The 19,215-nt window shown below is 53.1% G+C and carries 20 protein-coding genes and 1 riboswitch; of the genes, 16 read left to right on the top strand and 4 right to left on the bottom strand.

The genetic code is table 11. The annotated features are described in order from the left end of the window. Nucleotides 1-97: 97 nt before the first annotated feature. The 4 genes from NSU14_RS26795 (at nucleotide 98) to NSU14_RS26780 (ending at nucleotide 4,162) form a co-directional block, all read left to right on the top strand. Nucleotides 98-487 carry a GntR family transcriptional regulator gene (locus NSU14_RS26795; protein WP_042133893.1) on the top strand — a complete coding sequence of 130 codons (390 nt, stop codon included), beginning with the start codon at nucleotides 98-100 and terminating at the stop codon, nucleotides 485-487. Continuing rightward, on the top strand, nucleotides 480-1,382 hold the full coding sequence (locus tag NSU14_RS26790; RefSeq protein ID WP_171720557.1) for an ABC transporter ATP-binding protein: 903 nt from the start codon (nucleotides 480-482) through the stop codon (nucleotides 1,380-1,382). Before NSU14_RS26795 ends, NSU14_RS26790 begins: the two co-directional genes overlap by 8 nt. Further along, a complete protein-coding gene (locus NSU14_RS26785; protein WP_340947837.1) occupies nucleotides 1,357-3,363 on the top strand; it encodes a DUF6449 domain-containing protein in 2,007 nt (668 codons plus the stop codon). The genes NSU14_RS26790 and NSU14_RS26785 overlap by 26 nt, the downstream gene beginning before the upstream one ends. Nucleotides 3,364-3,640: 277 nt before the next feature. After that, nucleotides 3,641-4,162, top strand: coding sequence for a mismatch-specific DNA-glycosylase (locus NSU14_RS26780; RefSeq protein ID WP_144026182.1), 522 nt, complete (start codon nucleotides 3,641-3,643; stop codon nucleotides 4,160-4,162). A gap of 372 nt (nucleotides 4,163-4,534) precedes the next feature. Here NSU14_RS26780 and NSU14_RS26775 read toward each other — a convergent pair whose 3' ends face one another. Next, on the bottom strand, nucleotides 4,535-5,494 hold the full coding sequence (locus tag NSU14_RS26775; protein ID WP_171720677.1) for an MraY family glycosyltransferase: 960 nt from the start codon (nucleotides 5,492-5,494) through the stop codon (nucleotides 4,535-4,537). A gap of 200 nt (nucleotides 5,495-5,694) precedes the next feature. Between NSU14_RS26775 and NSU14_RS26770 the strand changes: the two genes are divergently transcribed. Both NSU14_RS26770 and NSU14_RS26765 read left to right on the top strand, forming a co-directional pair. Next, complete coding sequence (locus NSU14_RS26770; RefSeq protein WP_336103551.1) at nucleotides 5,695-6,378, top strand: YjjG family noncanonical pyrimidine nucleotidase; 684 nt, start codon at nucleotides 5,695-5,697, stop codon at nucleotides 6,376-6,378. A 147-nt stretch (nucleotides 6,379-6,525) separates the two neighbouring features. Further along, the gene (locus NSU14_RS26765) at nucleotides 6,526-7,197 is read left to right on the top strand and encodes a stalk domain-containing protein (RefSeq protein WP_052421681.1); all 672 of its coding nucleotides are present in this window, start codon (nucleotides 6,526-6,528) and stop codon (nucleotides 7,195-7,197) included. Between the two features lie 198 nt (nucleotides 7,198-7,395). On the opposite strand, the gene NSU14_RS26760 is transcribed toward NSU14_RS26765, so the two are convergent. After that, the gene (locus NSU14_RS26760) at nucleotides 7,396-8,379 is read right to left on the bottom strand and encodes a ring-cleaving dioxygenase (protein WP_336103550.1); all 984 of its coding nucleotides are present in this window, start codon (nucleotides 8,377-8,379) and stop codon (nucleotides 7,396-7,398) included. A gap of 193 nt (nucleotides 8,380-8,572) precedes the next feature. On the opposite strand from NSU14_RS26760, the gene NSU14_RS26755 reads away from it, so the two are divergent. From NSU14_RS26755 to NSU14_RS26715, 9 genes are all read left to right on the top strand, one after another. Beyond that, on the top strand, nucleotides 8,573-9,412 hold the full coding sequence (locus NSU14_RS26755; protein ID WP_336103549.1) for an AAC(3) family N-acetyltransferase: 840 nt from the start codon (nucleotides 8,573-8,575) through the stop codon (nucleotides 9,410-9,412). 88 nt (nucleotides 9,413-9,500) lie between these two features. Beyond that, a complete protein-coding gene (locus NSU14_RS26750; RefSeq protein ID WP_336103548.1) occupies nucleotides 9,501-10,433 on the top strand; it encodes a manganese-dependent inorganic pyrophosphatase in 933 nt (310 codons plus the stop codon). 168 nt (nucleotides 10,434-10,601) lie between these two features. Further along, on the top strand, nucleotides 10,602-11,177 hold the full coding sequence (locus NSU14_RS26745; protein ID WP_336103547.1) for a hypothetical protein: 576 nt from the start codon (nucleotides 10,602-10,604) through the stop codon (nucleotides 11,175-11,177). 30 nt (nucleotides 11,178-11,207) lie between these two features. Continuing rightward, nucleotides 11,208-11,645, top strand: coding sequence for an RrF2 family transcriptional regulator (locus NSU14_RS26740; protein ID WP_042133909.1), 438 nt, complete (start codon nucleotides 11,208-11,210; stop codon nucleotides 11,643-11,645). A gap of 120 nt (nucleotides 11,646-11,765) precedes the next feature. Further along, the gene (locus tag NSU14_RS26735) at nucleotides 11,766-12,413 is read left to right on the top strand and encodes a nitroreductase family protein (RefSeq protein ID WP_042133916.1); all 648 of its coding nucleotides are present in this window, start codon (nucleotides 11,766-11,768) and stop codon (nucleotides 12,411-12,413) included. Nucleotides 12,414-12,593: 180 nt separating this feature from the next. After that, entirely contained in the window at nucleotides 12,594-13,295 is a 702-nt protein-coding gene (locus NSU14_RS26730) for a pirin family protein (protein WP_042133919.1), read from the top strand. A 37-nt stretch (nucleotides 13,296-13,332) separates the two neighbouring features. After that, entirely contained in the window at nucleotides 13,333-13,662 is a 330-nt protein-coding gene (locus tag NSU14_RS26725) for a hypothetical protein (protein WP_340947829.1), read from the top strand. Nucleotides 13,663-13,844: 182 nt separating this feature from the next. Next, on the top strand, nucleotides 13,845-14,939 hold the full coding sequence (locus NSU14_RS26720; protein WP_336103552.1) for a Leu/Phe/Val dehydrogenase: 1,095 nt from the start codon (nucleotides 13,845-13,847) through the stop codon (nucleotides 14,937-14,939). A 244-nt stretch (nucleotides 14,940-15,183) separates the two neighbouring features. Further along, nucleotides 15,184-15,465: a hypothetical protein gene (locus NSU14_RS26715; RefSeq protein ID WP_340947828.1), complete on the top strand. Its 282-nt coding sequence runs from the start codon at nucleotides 15,184-15,186 to the stop codon at nucleotides 15,463-15,465. A gap of 183 nt (nucleotides 15,466-15,648) precedes the next feature. Here NSU14_RS26715 and NSU14_RS26710 read toward each other — a convergent pair whose 3' ends face one another. Then, complete coding sequence (locus NSU14_RS26710; protein ID WP_156118534.1) at nucleotides 15,649-16,371, bottom strand: peptidylprolyl isomerase; 723 nt, start codon at nucleotides 16,369-16,371, stop codon at nucleotides 15,649-15,651. 173 nt (nucleotides 16,372-16,544) lie between these two features. Here NSU14_RS26710 and NSU14_RS26705 point away from each other — a divergent pair, with 173 nt between their 5' ends. After that, nucleotides 16,545-17,762, top strand: coding sequence for an MFS transporter (locus tag NSU14_RS26705; protein ID WP_042133924.1), 1,218 nt, complete (start codon nucleotides 16,545-16,547; stop codon nucleotides 17,760-17,762). Between the two features lie 19 nt (nucleotides 17,763-17,781). Here NSU14_RS26705 and NSU14_RS26700 read toward each other — a convergent pair whose 3' ends face one another. Further along, a complete protein-coding gene (locus NSU14_RS26700; protein ID WP_042133926.1) occupies nucleotides 17,782-19,089 on the bottom strand; it encodes a voltage-gated chloride channel family protein in 1,308 nt (435 codons plus the stop codon). 64 nt (nucleotides 19,090-19,153) lie between these two features. Further along, a riboswitch (Fluoride riboswitch) is annotated at nucleotides 19,154-19,215 on the bottom strand.

The following is a 19,215-nucleotide window of genomic DNA, read 5'->3' as shown; positions in this document are numbered from 1 at the left end:
GTTAATGATTGACATATAACCGCAACTGTATTAATAATAGTAGTACAGTTAATACACCTTGACAGCCTGTGAAACATCATATGAAAGGAGGACTGTCATGTTCGAACTCGATGTACGCAGCCGCAAGCCGATCTATGAACAGCTGACCGGTAAGGTCAAAGAGATGATTATGCATGGTATTCTGCAGGCGGATGAACAACTGCCTTCAGTGAGGGCTTTATCCTCGCAGCTTACGGTGAATCCCAATACGATCCAGAAAGCCTACAGGGAGCTGGAGCGGGAAGGTTACATCTATTCACTGCAGGGCAAAGGCAATTTCGTAGCCCCGCTGCAGCACGGACAGAATGAGAGCAAACGGGCAGAGCTGAAGGAAGAGCTGCTGCGGCTGATGGCGGAGGCAGTCTACCTCGGATTCACGGAGAGTGAGATGAGTGCGCTGTACCGCCAGGCGCTGGATAAGAGAAGAGAGGAGAACAGCCATGATTGAGATACGCGGAGTGAGCAAGATTTTCCAGGAGGAAAAGGCTGTTGAAGACATTTCGCTGACTGTACATAAAGGGGCCATATACGGCTTGCTGGGCTCCAATGGGGCCGGTAAAACAACGCTGCTGAAGACACTCGCCGGCATCTATCGTCCTGAAACAGGGAGTGTCAAGATAGACGGCCAGCCGGTGTTCGAAGCTCCTGAGGTGAAGCGCAGGCTGATCTTCATGCCGGACAGTCCTTATTTCTTCCCGCAGGCAACTATCAGAAGTATGGCGGCATTCTACCGTTCCATCTATCCGGAATGGAGCCAGAAGAGATACGAGGAGCTCGGGACGGCGTTCCGGCTGGATACCCGGCGCAAGCTCAGCCGTTTCTCCAAAGGAATGCAGCGCCAAGCCGCCTTCTGGCTGGCCCTCAGCTGCAAGCCGGATGTGCTGATTATGGACGAGCCAATTGACGGGCTGGACCCGGTCATGCGCCGGCAGATCAAGAATCTGCTGTTCCAGGAGGTGGCCGAGCGGGAGCTGACCGTGCTGATCTCCTCGCATAACCTGCGGGAAATCGAAGATCTATGCGACCATGTCGGCATTATGCATGAAGGCCGGATGCTGGTCGAGAAGGATCTGGATGATCTGAAGGCGGACACGCATAAGATCCAGGTGGCCTTCCGCGATGAACGCCATGCGGCGGCGCTGGAGGCCAAGCTGCAGATTCTCCACCAGGAGCAGCGGGGGAGTGTCAGCCTGTATATTGTAAAAGGCGACCGGGAGCGGATCGCCCAGGCTTTTCATGTCTACGAGCCTTATGTGTTCGATCTGCTGCCGCTGACGCTGGAGGAAATCTTTATTTATGAAATGGGGGATGCCGGTTATGACGCGCAGCCGATACTTCTTTAACAGCAGCATTATCCGCCAGAATCTGCGCCAGCACGGCTGGATCGGAATTCTATATACACTGGTACTGTTGTTCATATTCCCGCTGCAGATACTCATGAACGGCTATCGTTTTACGGAGCCGATGGAGATACCGGACCTTTTTAACATTGGCATAGATATTGCACCTTTCCTTGTTGCTTTTCCTGTTGGAGCCGGCTTATTCCTGTTCCGTTATCTGCAGTCCAAAATGCCTTCCGACCTGTGGCACAGCCTGCCGCTGCGGCGCTCGCATCTGCTGGCTTCCCATACGCTGAGCGGTTTGCTCCTGCTGCTTCCGCCTGTCTGGATTACGGCTGCGGTTGCGGCTATCATCCGCCCGCTGGACGGCATCATGTATATCTACAACGCAGCCGATGTCTGGGAATGGTGCCTGACCGTCAGTCTGCTGACGCTGTTTCTATTTGTGTTCACAGTATTTGTAGGCATTTGCACGGGACAGACCATTCTCCAGGGAATCCTGATCTTCATCCTGCTGGTTCTTCCCGCTGCACTCCTGCAATTCATCGACCTGCATCTGAACAGATATCTCTACGGGTATCCGGAATGGTCCGGCTTGCAGAGTATCCTGAATAACTGGGCACCGCTTCTGCGTATTATGGACCTGTCCGTTGAGCCCTTAACTAGTGTGGAGACGTGGGTATATGCCATTCTATCCGCTGTGTTCATGGCGCTGTCCTTCCTGCTGTACCGTAAACGCCACGGGGAAAAGTCCGGTCAGGCTCTGGCCTTCTCCTACTTCAATCCGCTGTTCAAAGCCGGTGTGATGCTGTGCAGTATGCTTCTGGCCAGCCTTTACTTCGGTACCGGGTGGAATCAGCTTGGCTGGATCATCGGCAGTGTCTTTATCGGAGGGCTGGTTGGTTACATTGTAGTAGAGATGATTCTCCGTAAAACCTGGCATATTATGACCCGCAGGCTGCCGCTTGAATTCGCGGTCTACAGCGTGCTGCTGGGTCTGCTGCTCTACATTCCCGTGTCAGGGTTAACCGGGTATGAGGACAGGGTGCCACAGGTTGATAAAGTGACTGCGGTATATGCCGGGGGGAATTACGAGTTCTTAACCCAGGATCCACCACAAGGGATTAACGGCATTAAGGAACCGGAGGAAGAGATTCTATCCACGGATCCGCGGTACATCGAAGCTGTCACTGCGCTGCATCATGCGATTGTTACTTTGAGGCCGGATCCCGGGAATGCGCCGAGTTATGATTATACGGGTAACCGGCAGTTCACCCTGGTATATAAGCTGGAGAGCGGGCGGAAGCTGATGCGGACCTACAATGTTCCGGCCAAGGGTTTCGAGCCGGAACTGAAAGCCATAATGGAGAATGCGGACTTTAAGCGCGTGAAATATGTTCTGTCCATGCTGGACCGGAATGTAGACAGCTTCAGACTGAGTAATCTGGATAAGGTGGTCAGTATTTCTGACCGGCAGGAGGTTCAGGAGCTTAAGGAGATTCTGAAGCGGGAAGTATTGAATATGTCCTATGAAGATCAGGTTTCCGGTCAGCTTGAGCGGGCATCCATTGAGTTAGTCAATAAACCGGATTCAACAGGTTATCAGCGCTATTATTCTTATCCGTGGTATCCTTCATACCATGAATTGGGGACCTGGCTGGAACAGAAGGGCTATGCTAATAAAGTTAAAGCAACAGCAAAGGACGTATTGTCGGCTGTAATTTTCAAAGATTACAACAAGGATGGAATGGCTTCAGCGCTTCGTGGCAGTATTGAACGGCGTTTGAATCTGGCCCGCAACGAGGAACGTTCAGTCACAGTTAAAGATAAGACACTTATTGATGATATTCTGCAGCACCGTCAGAATGTCACCGGACAAGATGGCAGGTACGTGGTGAAGATAGAGTACAAAATTGGAATGACGAGTTACATCTCAATAGACGAACAAGACGTAACGCCAGAGCTAAAGGCCCTTCTACCATAGTCATCTTGTCTATTAAAATAAAACCAAAGTCAGACTATGCCCCCGTATCCGGTGATGTTTCCCGGACGGGGGCATTGCTCTGCCGCATGTATGGGGAAATAGAGAATGAGGCTGCTGCATTCGGGATGGATACTCTTTATTCCGCCCGAAGCGTGCCGGGGAGGAAATGAGGTGCGGAAATGAGGCGCTTGCGTGTCTTAAGCCTCTGCTTGGGTTATGCTTATATAAAGTAAGCATAATGACTCACATGGAGCTGCCGTGTAAGGAGGGAACTTTAATGGAAGAGGTACCGGATCATCTGGATCATGGACTGCAGATCGTCTTCATAGGATTTAACCCCAGCATCCGTTCCGGAGAGCTGGGTCACCACTATGCCAATCCGCGCAATAACTTCTGGCGCATCCTGCATAAGTCCGGTCTGACGCCGCGGCTGTATGATGCCTCGGAGGACGGCGAATTGCTGAAGCTGGGCTACGGGTTCACGAACATTGTCGCCCGCCCCACGGTAGGCGCTGAAGATATAACCCGGGAGGAATACACGCAGGGCCGGGAGCTGCTCCGGGCCAAGCTGGAGCAATACCGTCCGGAGATCGCCTGCTTTGTCGGCAAAGGCGTATACACGGAATTCAGCCGCAGAACCAAAGCGGACTGGGGATTTCAGGAGGGGGTGACTCCGGTGGTGGATGGAGTGCGGGAGTTTGTCGCGCCTTCGTCCAGCGGTCTCGTCCGTATGCCAATGCCGGAGATCGTGGATATTTACCGGCGTCTGCATGATTTTACGGAAGAGAAGGAGACTTGAGGCAAGGGCCGCCATATACTTGATTCGTAGTTTCCGCAGGATGGGGACTTCTGAGGAAGCCCTGTAGACCTGAAAGTTGTACGTTTTACAACTTTGATTCATTGAGAGCCAGGTATTCAGGCGGATTGTTGTATGAAATACAAGAATAATCCTGCTAAGCCGCTAGAGAAAGGCGAAATCATGCCTTTTGTACAACAATTCTGGATTTAGGCCCATAGGATGAAGGGAATGTTGTATTATGGGTAGGATTTTATAAAAGGTCACCAGATCTTTGCCCCGGAAAGCGGATAAGCGATAAAATCGAACAATTGCAGTGAATTGCAGGTAAAACAAAAGCCCCCTCAGCTCAAAGGCTTAAGGGGGCTTACATAGTTAGATCTGAATCAGCAGCAGAATGATGGATGATAACGACAGGCAGACGCTGACCAGATACAGCACAGCAACGACCTGCTTTTGGTTCAGGCCGGCTTTGAGCAGGCGGTAATGAACCTGGGTGGCGTCGGCCTGATAGATGGCCTGGCCCTTGAGGAACCTTTTGACGACAACAAAAATATTATCGAAGATCGGCACGCCGAGCGCAAGAATCGGGATGCACAGGGACAGCACCGTTGCCTGCTTGAAGGCACCGTCGAGCGCAATCACGGCCAGAATGAAGCCGAGGAAGGTGGCGCCGGCGTCACCCATGAAGATTTTGGCGGGAGCCTTGTTGTAGCGCAGATACGCGACTGTGACCCCGATCAGCGACATCGCCATGATGGCCGACGAGGATTGTCCCATGGTAATGGCGACTACGAACAGGGTTACTGCCGAGATCGCCGTCAGTCCTCCGGCCAGGCCATCCATGCCGTCAGAGAAATTAATCACCGTGGTGACGCCGAAGATCCAGATAATCGTCAGCAGGAACTGCAGAATGAACGGCAGTGAGATATAATCTCCTGAGAAGGGATTGATGAATCCCGTGAAGGCATTGCCTGAGAAAAAGACGAGAATCGCTGCGGCGATCTGAACAATGAATTTCGGAAGCGCCGGGAAGTCCTTGCCTTTGGTTTTGTACCAGTCATCAATGGTTCCTATAGTCAGCAGCAGCACGCCGCCGATGAACAGGGCCAGCGTCTCCAGTGAGAAGTCCCGGGCAAACAGCAGATATGTAATAAAGAAGCCTACGAATATGGCATAGCTGGCCGTGAGCGGAATCGGCTCCCTATGTATTTTGCGTTCTACATCTTCTCTGGGCCTGTCCACAAAATCAAGGCGGAAAGCGAGCTTACCAAGAGGGGGAATCAGCAGATAAACGATAAAAAATGACACGAGAAACGCTAAAACGTATAAAATGACAATCACCCCGTTGATTTATTTAAAATATAAGAACATATAGGTTTCACACGATAACTTATCCTTCTATTTCTCGCAGAAACGCTACCATCCTTAAAAAAAGGACGGCAAAGCCGTTTCTGCTTGGGCTGGTCTGTCCTAAATTATATCGCAGAAGGTTATACGTTGTCGAACCGGCAAACGAGATGGAGGGAATTATTTTGAAATACGAATGTATTTTATTTGATGCTGATGATACGCTGTTTGATTACGGGATGGCGGAGAGCCATGCCTTGTACCACGCCTTTGCCCATTTTGGCCTGCCGACAGGGGCAGAGGACTATGCGGCCAGCTACAAAGCAATTAACCATTCGCTGTGGAAGGATTTCGAGCAGGGGCGGATTACCTCTGCCGCGCTACGGGTGGAGCGGTTCAACCGGCTGTTTGCCGCACATCACCTTGAGCTTAAGCCGGATGAATTCAGCGAAGCTTATCTGCGGTTCCTCGGTGAAGGCACGTTCCTGATTCTAGGCGCGATAGAGCTGTGCGGAGAGCTTGCCGGATGCAGGCTGGCGATTATTACGAACGGAATCAAGGATGTGCAGCAATCCAGAATTAAGGGTTCGCCGCTGAGCGAGGTGTTCGAGGCGATTATTATCTCTGAGGAGACCGGGTATCAGAAGCCGGAGACGGGGATTTTTGACTATGCTTTTGAACGGCTTAAGATTACCGATAAAAGTAAGGTGCTGATTGTCGGTGACTCCCTGACCTCGGATATCCAGGGCGGGATCAATTATGGCATCGATACCTGCTGGTTCAATCCGCTGGAGAAGCCGGGAGATCCGGATGTGCTGCCTACCTATGAAATCCGCAGTTTACATGAGCTGCTGGAGATTGTGCGCTAGGGCGAAGTTTGTGGCAGGCGAGTGAAGTGGCGCGCCAATCCTTCTTGAACTTGGCTTCCGGGAGGTTGAAAGATTCTCCCCTGTGTTAAATATATAAGGACGCTATATTCATCCTATATTGATAACAACACACGGGAGAGGATTACTATGAACAAAAAATGGCTGATTGCCGCCGTTGTCACCGGACTTACGGTAACCGGCTCGGCAGGAGTCTACGCAGGCGCCAAGCTGCAGCAGATCAAAGCCTATCTCAACCACAGTCTCGGGATTGTGGTGGATGGCACTCCTTACTGGCTGAAGGACGGCAACGGCAAAACTCTAACGCCAATCACCTACGAAGGCACCACTTACCTGCCCATCCGTTCGATCGCGGATGCGCTGGATGTGCCGATAACTTATGATGCCGCGAATTATAAAGTGCGGATCGGTACCGGCAGCGAGGTCACTCCTTCACCGGGAACCTCCGCCGGCGGCGGGACTACAGCTCCGGTAGAGGGTACTGCCCGGCCGGTTAATCTGCCGAAGGATTTCCCGATTCCGGCCGATGCCCTGATTGCGACTACCCTTGATACGGATGCTAACGGTGTAAAAAAGGTAGCCTTCAGCTACTCCACGCAGGAAACGCTGGACATGATGGGATTCGTATACAGTGAATATGTGCGGATTAAGCGGCTCGATAATGCCTCTGAGACCGTATCCGCCAGCACGGTCAAAATTACCGGCAGACTCGGTGGTACAAGCCCGGTATCGATCACTGGTAAAGCTTCGACTGCCCGGCCGGGCTTCAATATCTTCACCGTTACCTGGTCAGAGAGCTGACGGAGTAAGTATGCCGTCATACAGCCGTATACAGACTCAAAACTCCGGGCCGCTTGTCGGCCCGGAGTTTTTGCTGGGATGCTGCAGATTCAGGAGGTGCCTGGTACACGGACTTCTGCACCCGGAGACCCTGATTGTCCACTGTCCGTGGGTCCTCTAAGAAGGATAGATGCTGTGCCCGCCAGGCGGGGAGAAGCCTTAAGCCCGCTGCCGGGTATCCAGCGGCTTCAAATGGGCTTCGATCTGTTCACGTTTCGACTCCAGGAACGGCGGCAGGGCCAGTGATTCCCCGAGATGCTCCACCTCTTCATCGGTGGCGAATCCCGGTCCATCCGTAGCCAGCTCGAACAGAATTCCATTCGGCTCGCGGAAATACAGGGAGCGGAAGTAGAAGCGGTCGACGAATCCGGAATTGGGCAGCTGCACGGTGCGGATACGTTCGATCCACAGCTTGAGCTCTTCTTCGTTATCTACGCGGAAGGCGACATGATGTACACCGCCGCGTCCGAGGCGCTCCTGCGGCAGATCCTTGCGTTCCTCCAGATGAATCTCGGTGCCGGACCCGCCTTCTCCGGTCTCGAACACGATGACATCCGGCTGTCCGGTTACCGGCGAAGGATAAGTGCCTGCGCGGCGGAAGCCGAGCAGGTCTTCCAGAATCAGTGCCGTATGTTCGGCAGTCTCCACTGTAAGATGTGCCGGACCCAGTCCAACAATGGCATATTCCGCCGGTACGGGGCTCTTGTCCCAGGGCTTGCCGCCGGCCATGCCCTGATTGTGCTCATCCGAGACGAGGATGAGGCGCTGTCCCTCGTGGTCGGTGAAGGCCAGCGTCTTGCGGCCGCCGCGTTCGGTAATCTCATCGTGCTCTACACCAAACACCGTGAACCGCTGGGTCCAGAAGAGCAGCGCATCATCACTTGGTACACGGAGTGAAAGTGCAGAGATGCTGTTGTTGCCGTCGCGGTTGCGGCCGGCGTTCGGCAGCTCGAAGAAGGTAAGCTCCGTACCCGGATTCCCGGTCTCATCACCATAGAACAGGTGATAGACAGAGACATCATCCTGGTTTACTGTTTTTTTGATCAGGCGGAGTCCGAGCACTTCTGTATAGAATTTGTAGTTTTCCGGTGCTTTGGCTGTAATGGCGGATACATGATGAAGCCCTTTTAATGTTAAACTCATGGGAAGACCTCCTAATAAAGTTTTGCCGCTACGTAAGCAGCAGCTATAATTTTGTGACCTTAAGCGGATGTATTTAAACGTGTCGGATACTTAATGAGTATTTTTAAGTTACTATAATTTTAATAGTTAATGAGAATAAAAGCAAGATGTATTTTGTAATCCTATCTTAGTATCCAAGAAAGCGGGGGTAAACATGCATACCCAATCAAGTCTGCTGCGGCAGCTGGAGAACCTGCGAATCGATCCGCGCGGAACGCTGCTGGTTCATTCCTCCTATAAAAGCATCGGTGAAGTAGAAGGAGGGGCGGACACCGTACTGGATGCGCTCTCCGAATATATGAAGGAAGGGCTGCTTGTCTTGCCGGCGCATACCTGGTCATATATTAACGGGGCGAACCCGAAGTTCTCTGTTCTGGAGTCACCCGTCTGTGTCGGCATCCTGCCGGAGCTGTTCCGGAAGCGGCCGGGTGTGATCCGCTCCTGGCATCCGACCCACTCTGTAGCTGCGCTTGGAGCAGACGCGGCGGCCTTCACTGCCGGAGACCAGCGCTGGGATACGCCCTGCGCGCGAGGCTCGGTCTACGGTAAGCTGCTGGACCGCAAGGCAGAGATTATGCTGCTGGGTGTGGATCTGCGGAGGAATACCTTCATCCATGGCATTGAAGAGTGGGTGGATATCCCCGGCAGAATGACGGACGGGCATGAACTGCTCTACACTGTGACACCTGAAGGGGAGGAAATCGCTGTTCCTTCACGCAGACATTCCGGGCTGTCCTGGTCGCAGCATTTCTGGAAAGTGGAGCCTGTGCTGGAGGAAGGCGGCGCTCTGCGCCGGGGGAGCTTCGGGGATGCCGGAGTCATGATCTGCGGAACCGTGGAGACCACGGATATCCTGAGCCGCATGCTGGAGGACAATCCGGATTTGTTCTCGGACAATGAACCGCTAAGCGGAGGGGATGTGCCTGAAGCATTACCCAAGACGAAGCCGGGAATTCCGCAGCACCGGCCAGCCCGGGAGCGCTCCCGCCCTTAATCCGGGGCCGGGTATCTGTTCATTCTGGCAAGGCCCTATCAATGTATGGTATATTATTCTCACAAAAAACAAAGTAAGGAGATTGGAAATGACAAAAACTTTGATCTTTGGACACAAAAACCCGGATACAGATACCATCTGTTCAGCAATTGCTTATGCAGCACTCAAGAAGGAACTGGGCTGGGATGCCGAGCCGGTCCGGCTGGGAGAAGTCAGCGGAGAAACCCAATATGCGCTTGATCACTTCGGGGTACCGGCACCGCGCCACGTGGAGAATGTTGCCGCTGAAGCGAAGCAGGTTATTCTCGTTGACCATAACGAACGCCAGCAAAGTGCGAATGATATCGATCAGGTCCGTGTGGTTGAAGTTATCGACCATCACCGGATTGCCAACTTTGAAACCGCTCATCCGCTGTACTATCGTGCAGAGCCGGTAGGCTGCACTGCAACAATCCTGAACAAGCTGTACAAAGAGCATGGTGTAGCCATTCCGAAGGACATCGCCGGTCTGATGCTCTCCGCTATCATTTCCGACTCCCTGCTGTTCAAATCGCCGACCTGCACAGATGAAGATGTTGCCGCTGCCCGTGAGCTGGCTGACATTGCTGGTGTAGACGCTGACAGCTATGGCCTTGCCATGCTCAAAGCGGGTGCGGACCTAAGCGACAAGAGTATTGCCCAGCTGATCTCCCTGGATGCCAAGGAATTCAAAATGGGTGAATACAAAGTGGAGATCGCCCAGGTCAATGCGGTAGATGTGAACGATGTGCTCTCCAAGCAGGCAGAGCTGGAAACAGCCCTTACCGCGATTATCGACGACAAGGGACTTGATCTGTTCCTGTTCGTAGTTACCGATATCCTAAACAACGATTCGGTTGGACTGGCATTGGGCCGAGTGGCCGGTGCCGTGGAGCAGGCTTACAATGTGAAGCTGGACGACAACAAAGCTGTGCTGAAGGGTGTAGTTTCCCGCAAATCACAGATCGTACCGGTGCTGACCGAGACGATTGCCAAGCTGTAACAGGCACGCCAGGAACTCATCCGGAACAGTAAATTATTCATAATTTTATATAAAGCCGGCTGCAGCATCCTTAACAGGATGAAGCAACCGGTTTTATTTTACAATTGACAGCAACTCCTTCCGGTTTGGCGGGTATAATCAGCATAGGAATATTTGAGGGGGACGGAAATGATGGGGAAGATACGTAAGCTGGCGGTGTCCACACTTGGACTGATGATTATCTCAGGAGGAACTTTGCTGTATGCTGCTGCGGGCAAAACGGATCTCTCTGTATACATAAATAATGTGCTTCAAAAGCAGCCGGGGATATCATCGGAAGGCCAGACCTATGTGCCGCTGGACCAGCTTCCAGACAATATGCATGCGATCCTGTCTCTGGACGAGTCGGCGGGGACGGTCCGTATCTATAAGCCCAATGTGAACACGGTGCTGCTTGATGAAAAGGGTACCATTTTCGGCAAAGTAAGAACCGCGTCCAGCAGTACATTCTACACCCTGGTGCAGGTGGATCAGCTGAAAACGGATGTTTCCGATTTGAAAATAACAATTACTGACCCGGCCGGCAAAACGGATACTGTGGACAATCAGCAGATTACGGAGAAGAAGGAGAGCTTCTGGTTCAAGTCGGCGGCGTATAATTACACCTTCACGGAGAAGGGCAGCTATACGATCCAGGTCTATTTGAAAGACACTGCATCCAAGAAATGGTTCATCGTTTCCGAACTGCAGATATCGACCACTTAAGGTCTTCATCATGAAGGAGGAGCGGGGAATATGGCAAAAACACGAAACAGCGGAGCTCCCCAATATAAGTCGTTTGGTCTTGTACTGCAGGCATTGGTGATTCTCGCGAAAAAAGGAAGTACCTGTTCCAGCTGCGAAATCGCCGGATTGCTGTCGTCTGAAGCCACACTGTTGAGGCGCCTTATGGCTAATCTGACCCGTGAGCGGATTCTGGTAACCCGCGAGGGGCGTGACGGAGGATATCTGCTTAACCGGGCGCCGGAAGAGTTGACGCTTGCTGAGATTTATCAGGCTATGGAGGCAGGAGAAGGACGCGATAATGGTCATAGTGATACAATATGTGTAAATGCATTGGGGACACAAATGAAGGTAGCCTATGGTGAATTGCTGGACGAGCTGGACCAGAGTGCGCTAAGAGTTCTGGAACGTTATACGCTGGCCGATATGGTGCGCAAAACGGAAGATTGACAGGGTGCTTTTTTTTGAATTATACTGTGCGTAATATTATACAGTTAAACGCTGGCGCTAGAATACAGCGGTTGATGAAGTGCTTATTTGGATCAGGAAGAGGAAGAGGAGGATGAGCGTATGTCAGCAGAACTAAAGGTAGAACAGGAATTCAGCAAGGTGATTCGCGATAGGCATTCTGTGCGCAAATACGATCCATCCTGGACAATATCCGATGCGGAGATTAAGGAGATCCTCGAAGAGGCGATTCTTGCCCCGTCTTCGTCCAATCTGCAGCCTTGGCGGTTCATTGTTATTACCGACCCGGACGTGAAGGCGCAGCTCCTGCCGATCGCCCATAACCAGGCACAGATTACCGAATCCTCAGCAACGATAGCCGTGCTTGGCGATCTGGAGGCTTACCGCAACGCGGAGACCATCTATCAGTACGCAGAAGCAGCCGGTTATGTCACAGCGGAAATAGGTGCGGCTATGGCCAAAAGAAGCTATGACGGCTATTCGGGCATGCCTGCTGAGAAGCTGAAGGAGATTGCGCTGATCGACGGAGGGCTGATCTCCATGCAGCTTATGCTGGCAGCCAAGGCGAGAGGTTATGATACCGTGCCTATGGGCGGATTCGTGCACGACAGCTTCAAGGCGCTGTTCGGGATTACGGAGCGTTATGTGCCGGTGATGCTCATTGCACTGGGCAAGGCAGCTGTAGAGGGACGGCCGACAGCCAGACTTCCGCTGGAAGCAGTTGCGCAATGGAACGCTTTTCAGGCCTAATTCTGAAGGATTAAGCTCCACACTATACTACTGTACCTGCTGTCTTCTGAAGAAACGGATGCCGCCCCAAGGGCTGGTGCCCGTTTCTTCTTGTTTGCGGAGCTTTCTGCTACACTGAAGGTATGGAAGACCCTGAAATTCATTAAGACAGACCATAACAGCCTTTAGGAGGAGATCACAATGATTACAGTATATCCTGCAGAGTCTGCACACCGGTTCGATCACGGCTGGCTGAAGGGCAGTCATGTCTTCTCGTTCGGCGATTTCTATGATCCTGACAATACAGCCTTCGGCCCGATGCGGGTCTGCAACGATGATACCATCTCTCCGGGAAGAGGCTTTGGTGCCCACCCGCACAGTGATATGGAGATCGTCTCCATTGTGCTGTCCGGCGTGCTGCGCCATGAGGATAACCTGGGCAATGTGGCTGAGACTTCTTTTGGCGGCATTCAGCGGATGTCAGCCGGCACGGGCGCTATTCATACAGAGCATAACCCTTCTGACAGCGAGCCGGTGCGGCTGCTGCAGCTGTGGTTCATGCCGCGTACCCGGGGAACGGCCCCATCCTATGCGACGGGCCGCTTCGATCCGGCGAAGCTGGATGGAAGACTGCTTCCGGTAGTGGCAGCTGAAGCCTCGCCGGAGGTCGTCGGCATTGCCCAGGATATGACCATCTATCTGGGCAGAGCGCAGGCTGGCGGGCTGCTTGATTTCCGGCAGGAGCCGGGCCGGCGGATCTTCGTCTATTTAATCGGCGGACAAATTACGCTGAACGGGGACGCTGTGCTGAAGCCGGGAGATTCTGCCCGGATTGAAGGGGTGAGCCATTTGGAGCTGCAGGCAGACGGGGATATGCTTGTCATGCTGATTGATCTGCCTTAAATAAGGCTTAAACCTAAATGTGGAGGAGGAATCCTTGATGGCAGAGCAGGAAAGAGTACTGGTGAAGCATTCCGTAACAGGGCGTATGCTGATCAGCAGTACAGATGGCATAGGCTATACCTTTGATGAGCAGGGCGGGCTAACCGTGATTACCCTAACCGGAGTTCCGGCTGATAAGGGTGCGGCAGTTGCTGAACTCAAGGCTGAGCTGAATGTATTCCGTTTCGAGGAACCGGCTGGCGGGCCGGTGATTAAGCACTGGTATTACGTAGGTGATCATCATGTAGTATATGATGCGGCCACGGGCCGTCTGACGATAGCTGTGCAATCCGAGATCGAATACCGGCCGGACCAATACTGGGAATAAAGCTGCAAAGACATCAATCTGACTCTCTAACGCTTCGCGTGAGGTTGATGTCTGTTGCTTGCTGGATTTTGCTGAAAAAAGCTGAAAATGGGACAAAAGATATTGACAACATGTCCTGAAAGGTCTAGCTTTGTTATGAAACGTAACATGTACATAAAGTGGAGACAGGAGAAATGAAGCTAATGGAATTGTTTGCGGCAATGGAGCGGGACGACTACGAGGAAGTGCTGTTTTGTCAGGATAAGGCATCAGGCTTGAAGGCAATCATTGCTATTCATGACACAACACTGGGTCCCGCACTGGGTGGAACGAGAATGTGGACCTATGCTACAGAGGAAGAGGCGGTTGTGGACGCGCTCCGGCTGGCCAAGGGCATGACGTATAAGAATGCGGTTGCCGGGCTAAATCTGGGCGGCGGCAAGACGGTGATTATCGGGGATCCCAAAAAAGATAAAAATGAGGCGATGTTCCGCGCCTTCGGCAGATACATACAGGGCTTGAACGGCCGTTATATTACAGCCGAGGATGTAGGCACTACGGAAGAGGATATGGACATCATCCATCAGGAGACGGATTTCGTCACCGGCATCTCGGCTACCTACGGTTCATCCGGCAATCCTTCACCGGCTACAGCTTTCGGGGTATACCGGGGAATGAAGGCAGCGGCCAAGGCGGCATTCGGCAGTGATTCACTGAACGGCAGAACCGTTGCCGTGCAGGGTGTCGGCAATGTATCCTTCACGCTGTGCAAATACCTTCACGAGGAGGGGGCACGCCTGATCGTCACAGATATTAATAAGGAGGCTGTCAGCCGGGCAGTAGAGGCTTACGGGGCTACAGCGGTGGACCCGGGCGAGATTATTCAGGCGGATTGTGACATCTACGCGCCGTGCGCACTCGGTGCCACCATTAATGATGAATCCCTGCCGCTGCTGAGAGCCAAGGTTGTAGCGGGAGCCGCTAACAATCAGCTTAAAGAACCGCGCCACGGGGATGCCCTGCATGAGATGGGGATTGTCTACGCCCCGGACTATGTCATTAATGCCGGCGGCGTAATCAATATCGCCGACGAGCTGAACGGCTATAACAAGGAACGGGCGTTCAAGCAAATCGCCAAAATCTACGACAGCATCACCCGCGTGCTGGAAATCTCCCAGCTGAGCGGAATTCCAGCTTACGCTGCAGCGGATCAGCTCGCAGAGGAGCGGATCTCGCTGCTGCGTAACAGCCGCAGTACCTTCCTGCGCAACGGGCAGCATGCCCTTAGCAGAAGATAAGGTGAGCAGCCGGGGCGGGAGCGGTGATCCCGCTGCATAATCCGGGCAGCATTGAATCTGTACATGAACGGCCCTGTTCCGCTAATCGGCGGTGAACAGGGCCGTTTCTTAGGCTGTATAGCAGATCATTCGACAATTCGTTTGCTATTTCATGCAGAATAGTGAGAAATGTAGCAGTAGCCGGCTTGGATAATAAGGAAAATAGAACCAGGAAAGATCTTGCAGGATGGAAAGGTGGAGACACATGGCAGCGGTGAATATGAATGCGGCAATGAATTACGGAAGCAGGGAATCTTACTTTGACGGGACACTTATCGAGTATATAGGCTGGTGCCTGGCAGGCTGGCTGGTTACGGTGTGTACCCTCGGAATTTGCTATCCTTGGTCTGTGGTGATGATCTACCGCTGGAAGGTGGAGCATACCGTAGTTAACGGGCAGCGTCTGCGGTTTGACGGCAGTGCCGTAAGCTTGTTCGGACAATGGATCAAGTGGTTCCTGCTGTCATTAATAACGCTCGGCATCTAAAGCTTCTGGGTAAGAATTAAGCTGGAGCAGTGGAGAACGAAGAATACTCATTTCCAATAATCCGCCTCATGATTTAAGAATACGTAAGACAGACCAAGAGCCATCGTCCGTAACCGGAGGATGGCTCTTGCTTTGCAATTCCGCTGCTGGAAGGGCGGCAGCGGGGTACGGGATAAATAGCGGTTATTGCACCTTTTGCGGCTCCGGATAGGTTACGCCGAGAGTATCGACCGTTACCTTCTTCATCACCGGCGGCTGTTCAGGGCGGTCATTAGCATCACGCGGCAGATTGACGATATCCTGGACGGCTTCCAGTCCTTCGGTAACCTTGCCGAAAGCGGCATAGCTGCCGTCAAGGCTCGGATACGCGGCGGCCATAATGAAGAACTGCGAGCCTCCCGAGTTCACATCCTGGCTTCTGGCCATGGATAGAACGCCTTCTGTATGCAGCAGATTATTGGTGAATCCATTGGCGGAGAACTCTCCGGCGATACTGTAGTCCGGACCGCCCATACCTGTACCGTCAGGGTCGCCGCCCTGAATCATGAAGCCGGGAATAACCCGGTGGAAGATGGTTCCGTCATAGAAGCCCTTCTGGATCAGCGAAATGAAGTTGTTGACCGTGCCCGGGGCAACCTCGGGATACAGCTCAGCCTTAATAATGGCGCCGTTATCCATTTCAATTGTAACTACCGGATGGCTGGCCGTGGCTGAAGGTACGCCTTCCGTAGCTGCAGCAGCATTATCCTGTGGCGCCGTAGTAGCCTCGCTGCCGGCGGTAGTACTATTTCCGTTTCCGGCAGCAGCATTATTGTTCACAGGCTTGTTGCCGCAGCCCGCCAGAATCACGAGCATCAGACACATCGCCGCCAGCAGGATGACGGGTTTTCTAGTAGTAAGCTTCACGGTACAAATCTCTCCTTTTATCTTTGAATAATAGGTGCAGTCTCCCTAGTATCATACCTTCTTTGTCCCGCTTCATGCAAAGCCTGCCCCTCCGGCCGGGATTGGCACATTCTTCAAAGAGGGGTAGAATGGGAGAAGTGCTTCCAAAAAAACGCTGAAGGGATGTGTACAGCATGAGTTTTTCATGGAAGCGGAACCTGATCGTGCTCTGGGTAGGGGTTTTCTTTTGCAGTACGGCATATTCGATCTCGATTCCGTTCCTCTCAATTTTTCTTAGCGACCAGTTAGGTGTTACAAGCCATTTGGAGATATGGTCTGGGGTCAGCTTCGGCATTACGTTTCTGGCCAGCGCGCTAATCTCGCCTTACTGGGGTTCACTTGCCGACAAATACGGCCGCAAGCCGATGCTTATCCGTTCGGGCTTCAGCCTGGCGGCCCTGTATCTGATTAATTTCTTCGTGCATGATCCTTATGTATTCTTAGTCGTGCGGATTCTGCAGGGACTGCTCGCAGGGTTCGTTCCGGCAGCAATTGCTATGGTAGCGACCAACACACCGGAGGATAAGACAGGCTATGCGCTTAGCATCATGTCTACAGCCGGAGCCACCGGCAGCATCATCGGGCCGCTCATCGGCGGCGTAGTCAGCTATTATTCCAGCAACCGTGTTGCGTTCCTGTTCTCGGCTGTTATTGTGCTGGTCTCCGCGCTGATCGCTACCTTCTTCGCCAAGGAAGAGAACTTCGACCGTTCTGCCCCGCGTTCCAGGGTAAGTGATGATATCCGGGAAGCCGGCCAGAACCGGGCATTTATCACCCTGCTTCTGCTTGCGGGCATCAGTACCTTCTCTGTCATGATTCTGGAGCCGCTGCTGCCGATCTATCTGCTGGACATGGGGATTTCACGCAGCAGCGCCTCGCTTAGCTCCGGAATCGTTTTCTCGGCAGTCGGTATCGCTACCGTAATTATGGCACCGCAGTGGGGAAGAATCGGCAGCCGCAAAGGCTATGGCTTTATTCTCTTCATCGGTCTGATTGGCGGAGGGATCGGGAATATTCTGCAGTATTTTGTATCAGGTTATGTAGAGTTTGCTATTCTGCGGTTTGCCTACGGCCTCTTCTATGCCGGTGTGCTTCCTTCCGTTAACGCGATGATAGTCCAGGTCATTGAACCGGGATTTCGCGGACGGGCCTTCGGGCTGAATCAGGCGGCCAGCCAACTGGCAACGATGGCGGGACCGATTATCGGAGGTCTGCTCGGAGCCTTCCTGCCGATCCGCTGGGTATTTGTCATTAACGGCGTCATGCTGCTTGTAGCGGCTGTACTCGTGAAGACCCACAAGCTGGAATCGAAGGTGAATGCCGCGCACGCGGGAATCCAGGTGACACCTTGAGAAGTAACTGCCGCTGTTTCTACTTGTGAAGCTCTTTGACGGCGGCCAGCGTTGTCCCTTCAGGAACAGGGAGCAGTGCGCTTTTGGAGATGCCGATGAGCTGGGAACTGTAGATGCCGCTGTGTCCGGAGAACAGATAGCTGATTACGCAGGCGATGAACATGTATACCGCTCCGCCGGAGCCAAACAGCTCAATGCCCATAATGAAGCAGGCGATCGGTGTATTGACCGCTCCGCAGAAAACGGCGATGAAGCCGAGCGAAGCCAGGAAAGGTCCATAGAGATGAAGTAAGCCGGCCAGACTATTCCCCAGAGTAGCTCCGATGGCAAAGAGCGGGGTCACCTCGCCGCCCTGAAAACCAGTCCCTAGGGTGAAGGCTGTGAAGACCAGCTTCCACAGAAAGGCGAAAGGATGGACATCCCCCGTAAATGAACCGCTGATTAGCGGAATCCCGAGGCCCAGGTAATCCCGTGTACCGGCAATGTACACCAGGGCGATAACGATAAGACCGCCGGTGGCGCTTTTGAGCATAGGGTTACGGATTAGGGCGGTGAAGGTCCGCTTCAGATAATGGGTAAGCTCGCTGAACAGCAGGCTGACCAGACCGAACACAATGGACGCGGCAATTACTTTGACCAGCACCAGCGCATCCATTCCGGGGACAACATCCACCTGATAGTGGATATGGTGCACACCCCACAAGCGGGAAGCGACAAGATCACCGGTGAAGCTGGCAACGAAACAGGGCAGCAGGGCCTTGTGGCTGATCAGGCCGATGGCGATAACCTCCAGACCGAAGACCGTTCCGGCCAGCGGGGTCCCGAAGATCGAGCCGAAACCTCCGCTGATTCCGCACATGAGCAGAATTTTGCGGTCCAGGGAGTTGATCCGGAGCCGTCTTCCCAGCGCATCGGCCAGACTGCCGCCCATTTGCACAGCCGTTCCCTCACGCCCGGCAGAACCTCCGAAGAGATGAGTAATCAGTGTCCCGATAAGGACCAGAGGCGCCATCCGCAGCGGAATCGCTTCATCTCCCTGCTGAATTTGCTCCAGAATAAGATTGTTACCCTTTGCGCTATTCCTGCCGTAACGCATGTACATGCCGCTAACCAGAGCGCCCCCCACAGGAAGCAGGAACAGCAGCCAGGCATGCTCCAGCCGGACCTTGGTCACGGCTTCCAGGCTTTTCAGGAAAATAGCCGAGGCACTCCCCGACAATAGTCCTACCATTCCCCCCAGCACCACCCATTTCACAAATGTACTCCAAAGAGCGAGCTGGCTCTGCCGTGCTGCAAGCTCCACCCACCGTGCATACTTCCTCTTCATCCTGCTATGCCCCCATATCCCGAGTCTGCTCCCTGAAAATAAACAGACTCCTACCAGCGAGTGATCACTGGTAGGAGTCATTAGTCCCGAAGGACGGTTATGGCGAACTCCATCGCCGTATTGAAT

It is taken from the genome of Paenibacillus sp. FSL R10-2771 (assembly GCF_038000205.1).
Taxonomy (GTDB): domain Bacteria; phylum Bacillota; class Bacilli; order Paenibacillales; family Paenibacillaceae; genus Paenibacillus_AQ; species Paenibacillus_AQ phytohabitans.
The sequence above is the reverse complement of the archived record's forward strand: the minus strand, read 5'-3'. Positions and strand labels throughout refer to the sequence as shown.

Excerpts from the sequence above, each read along its gene's own strand:
- NSU14_RS26795 (WP_042133893.1), top strand. The coding sequence starts at position 98 with ATGTTCGAACTCGATGTACGCAGCCGCAAGCCGATCTATGAACAGCTG.
- NSU14_RS26790 (WP_171720557.1), top strand. The coding sequence starts at position 480 with ATGATTGAGATACGCGGAGTGAGCAAGATTTTCCAGGAGGAAAAGGCT.
- NSU14_RS26785 (WP_340947837.1), top strand. The coding sequence starts at position 1,357 with ATGACGCGCAGCCGATACTTCTTTAACAGCAGCATTATCCGCCAGAAT.
- NSU14_RS26780 (WP_144026182.1), top strand. The coding sequence starts at position 3,641 with ATGGAAGAGGTACCGGATCATCTGGATCATGGACTGCAGATCGTCTTC.
- NSU14_RS26765 (WP_052421681.1), top strand. The coding sequence starts at position 6,526 with ATGAACAAAAAATGGCTGATTGCCGCCGTTGTCACCGGACTTACGGTA.
- NSU14_RS26760 (WP_336103550.1), bottom strand. The coding sequence starts at position 8,379 with ATGAGTTTAACATTAAAAGGGCTTCATCATGTATCCGCCATTACAGCC.
- NSU14_RS26755 (WP_336103549.1), top strand. The coding sequence starts at position 8,573 with ATGCATACCCAATCAAGTCTGCTGCGGCAGCTGGAGAACCTGCGAATC.
- NSU14_RS26750 (WP_336103548.1), top strand. The coding sequence starts at position 9,501 with ATGACAAAAACTTTGATCTTTGGACACAAAAACCCGGATACAGATACC.
- NSU14_RS26745 (WP_336103547.1), top strand. The coding sequence starts at position 10,602 with ATGATGGGGAAGATACGTAAGCTGGCGGTGTCCACACTTGGACTGATG.
- NSU14_RS26740 (WP_042133909.1), top strand. The coding sequence starts at position 11,208 with ATGGCAAAAACACGAAACAGCGGAGCTCCCCAATATAAGTCGTTTGGT.
- NSU14_RS26735 (WP_042133916.1), top strand. The coding sequence starts at position 11,766 with ATGTCAGCAGAACTAAAGGTAGAACAGGAATTCAGCAAGGTGATTCGC.
- NSU14_RS26730 (WP_042133919.1), top strand. The coding sequence starts at position 12,594 with ATGATTACAGTATATCCTGCAGAGTCTGCACACCGGTTCGATCACGGC.
- NSU14_RS26725 (WP_340947829.1), top strand. The coding sequence starts at position 13,333 with ATGGCAGAGCAGGAAAGAGTACTGGTGAAGCATTCCGTAACAGGGCGT.
- NSU14_RS26720 (WP_336103552.1), top strand. The coding sequence starts at position 13,845 with ATGGAATTGTTTGCGGCAATGGAGCGGGACGACTACGAGGAAGTGCTG.
- NSU14_RS26715 (WP_340947828.1), top strand. The coding sequence starts at position 15,184 with ATGGCAGCGGTGAATATGAATGCGGCAATGAATTACGGAAGCAGGGAA.
- NSU14_RS26705 (WP_042133924.1), top strand. The coding sequence starts at position 16,545 with ATGAGTTTTTCATGGAAGCGGAACCTGATCGTGCTCTGGGTAGGGGTT.
- NSU14_RS26700 (WP_042133926.1), bottom strand. The coding sequence starts at position 19,089 with ATGAAGAGGAAGTATGCACGGTGGGTGGAGCTTGCAGCACGGCAGAGC.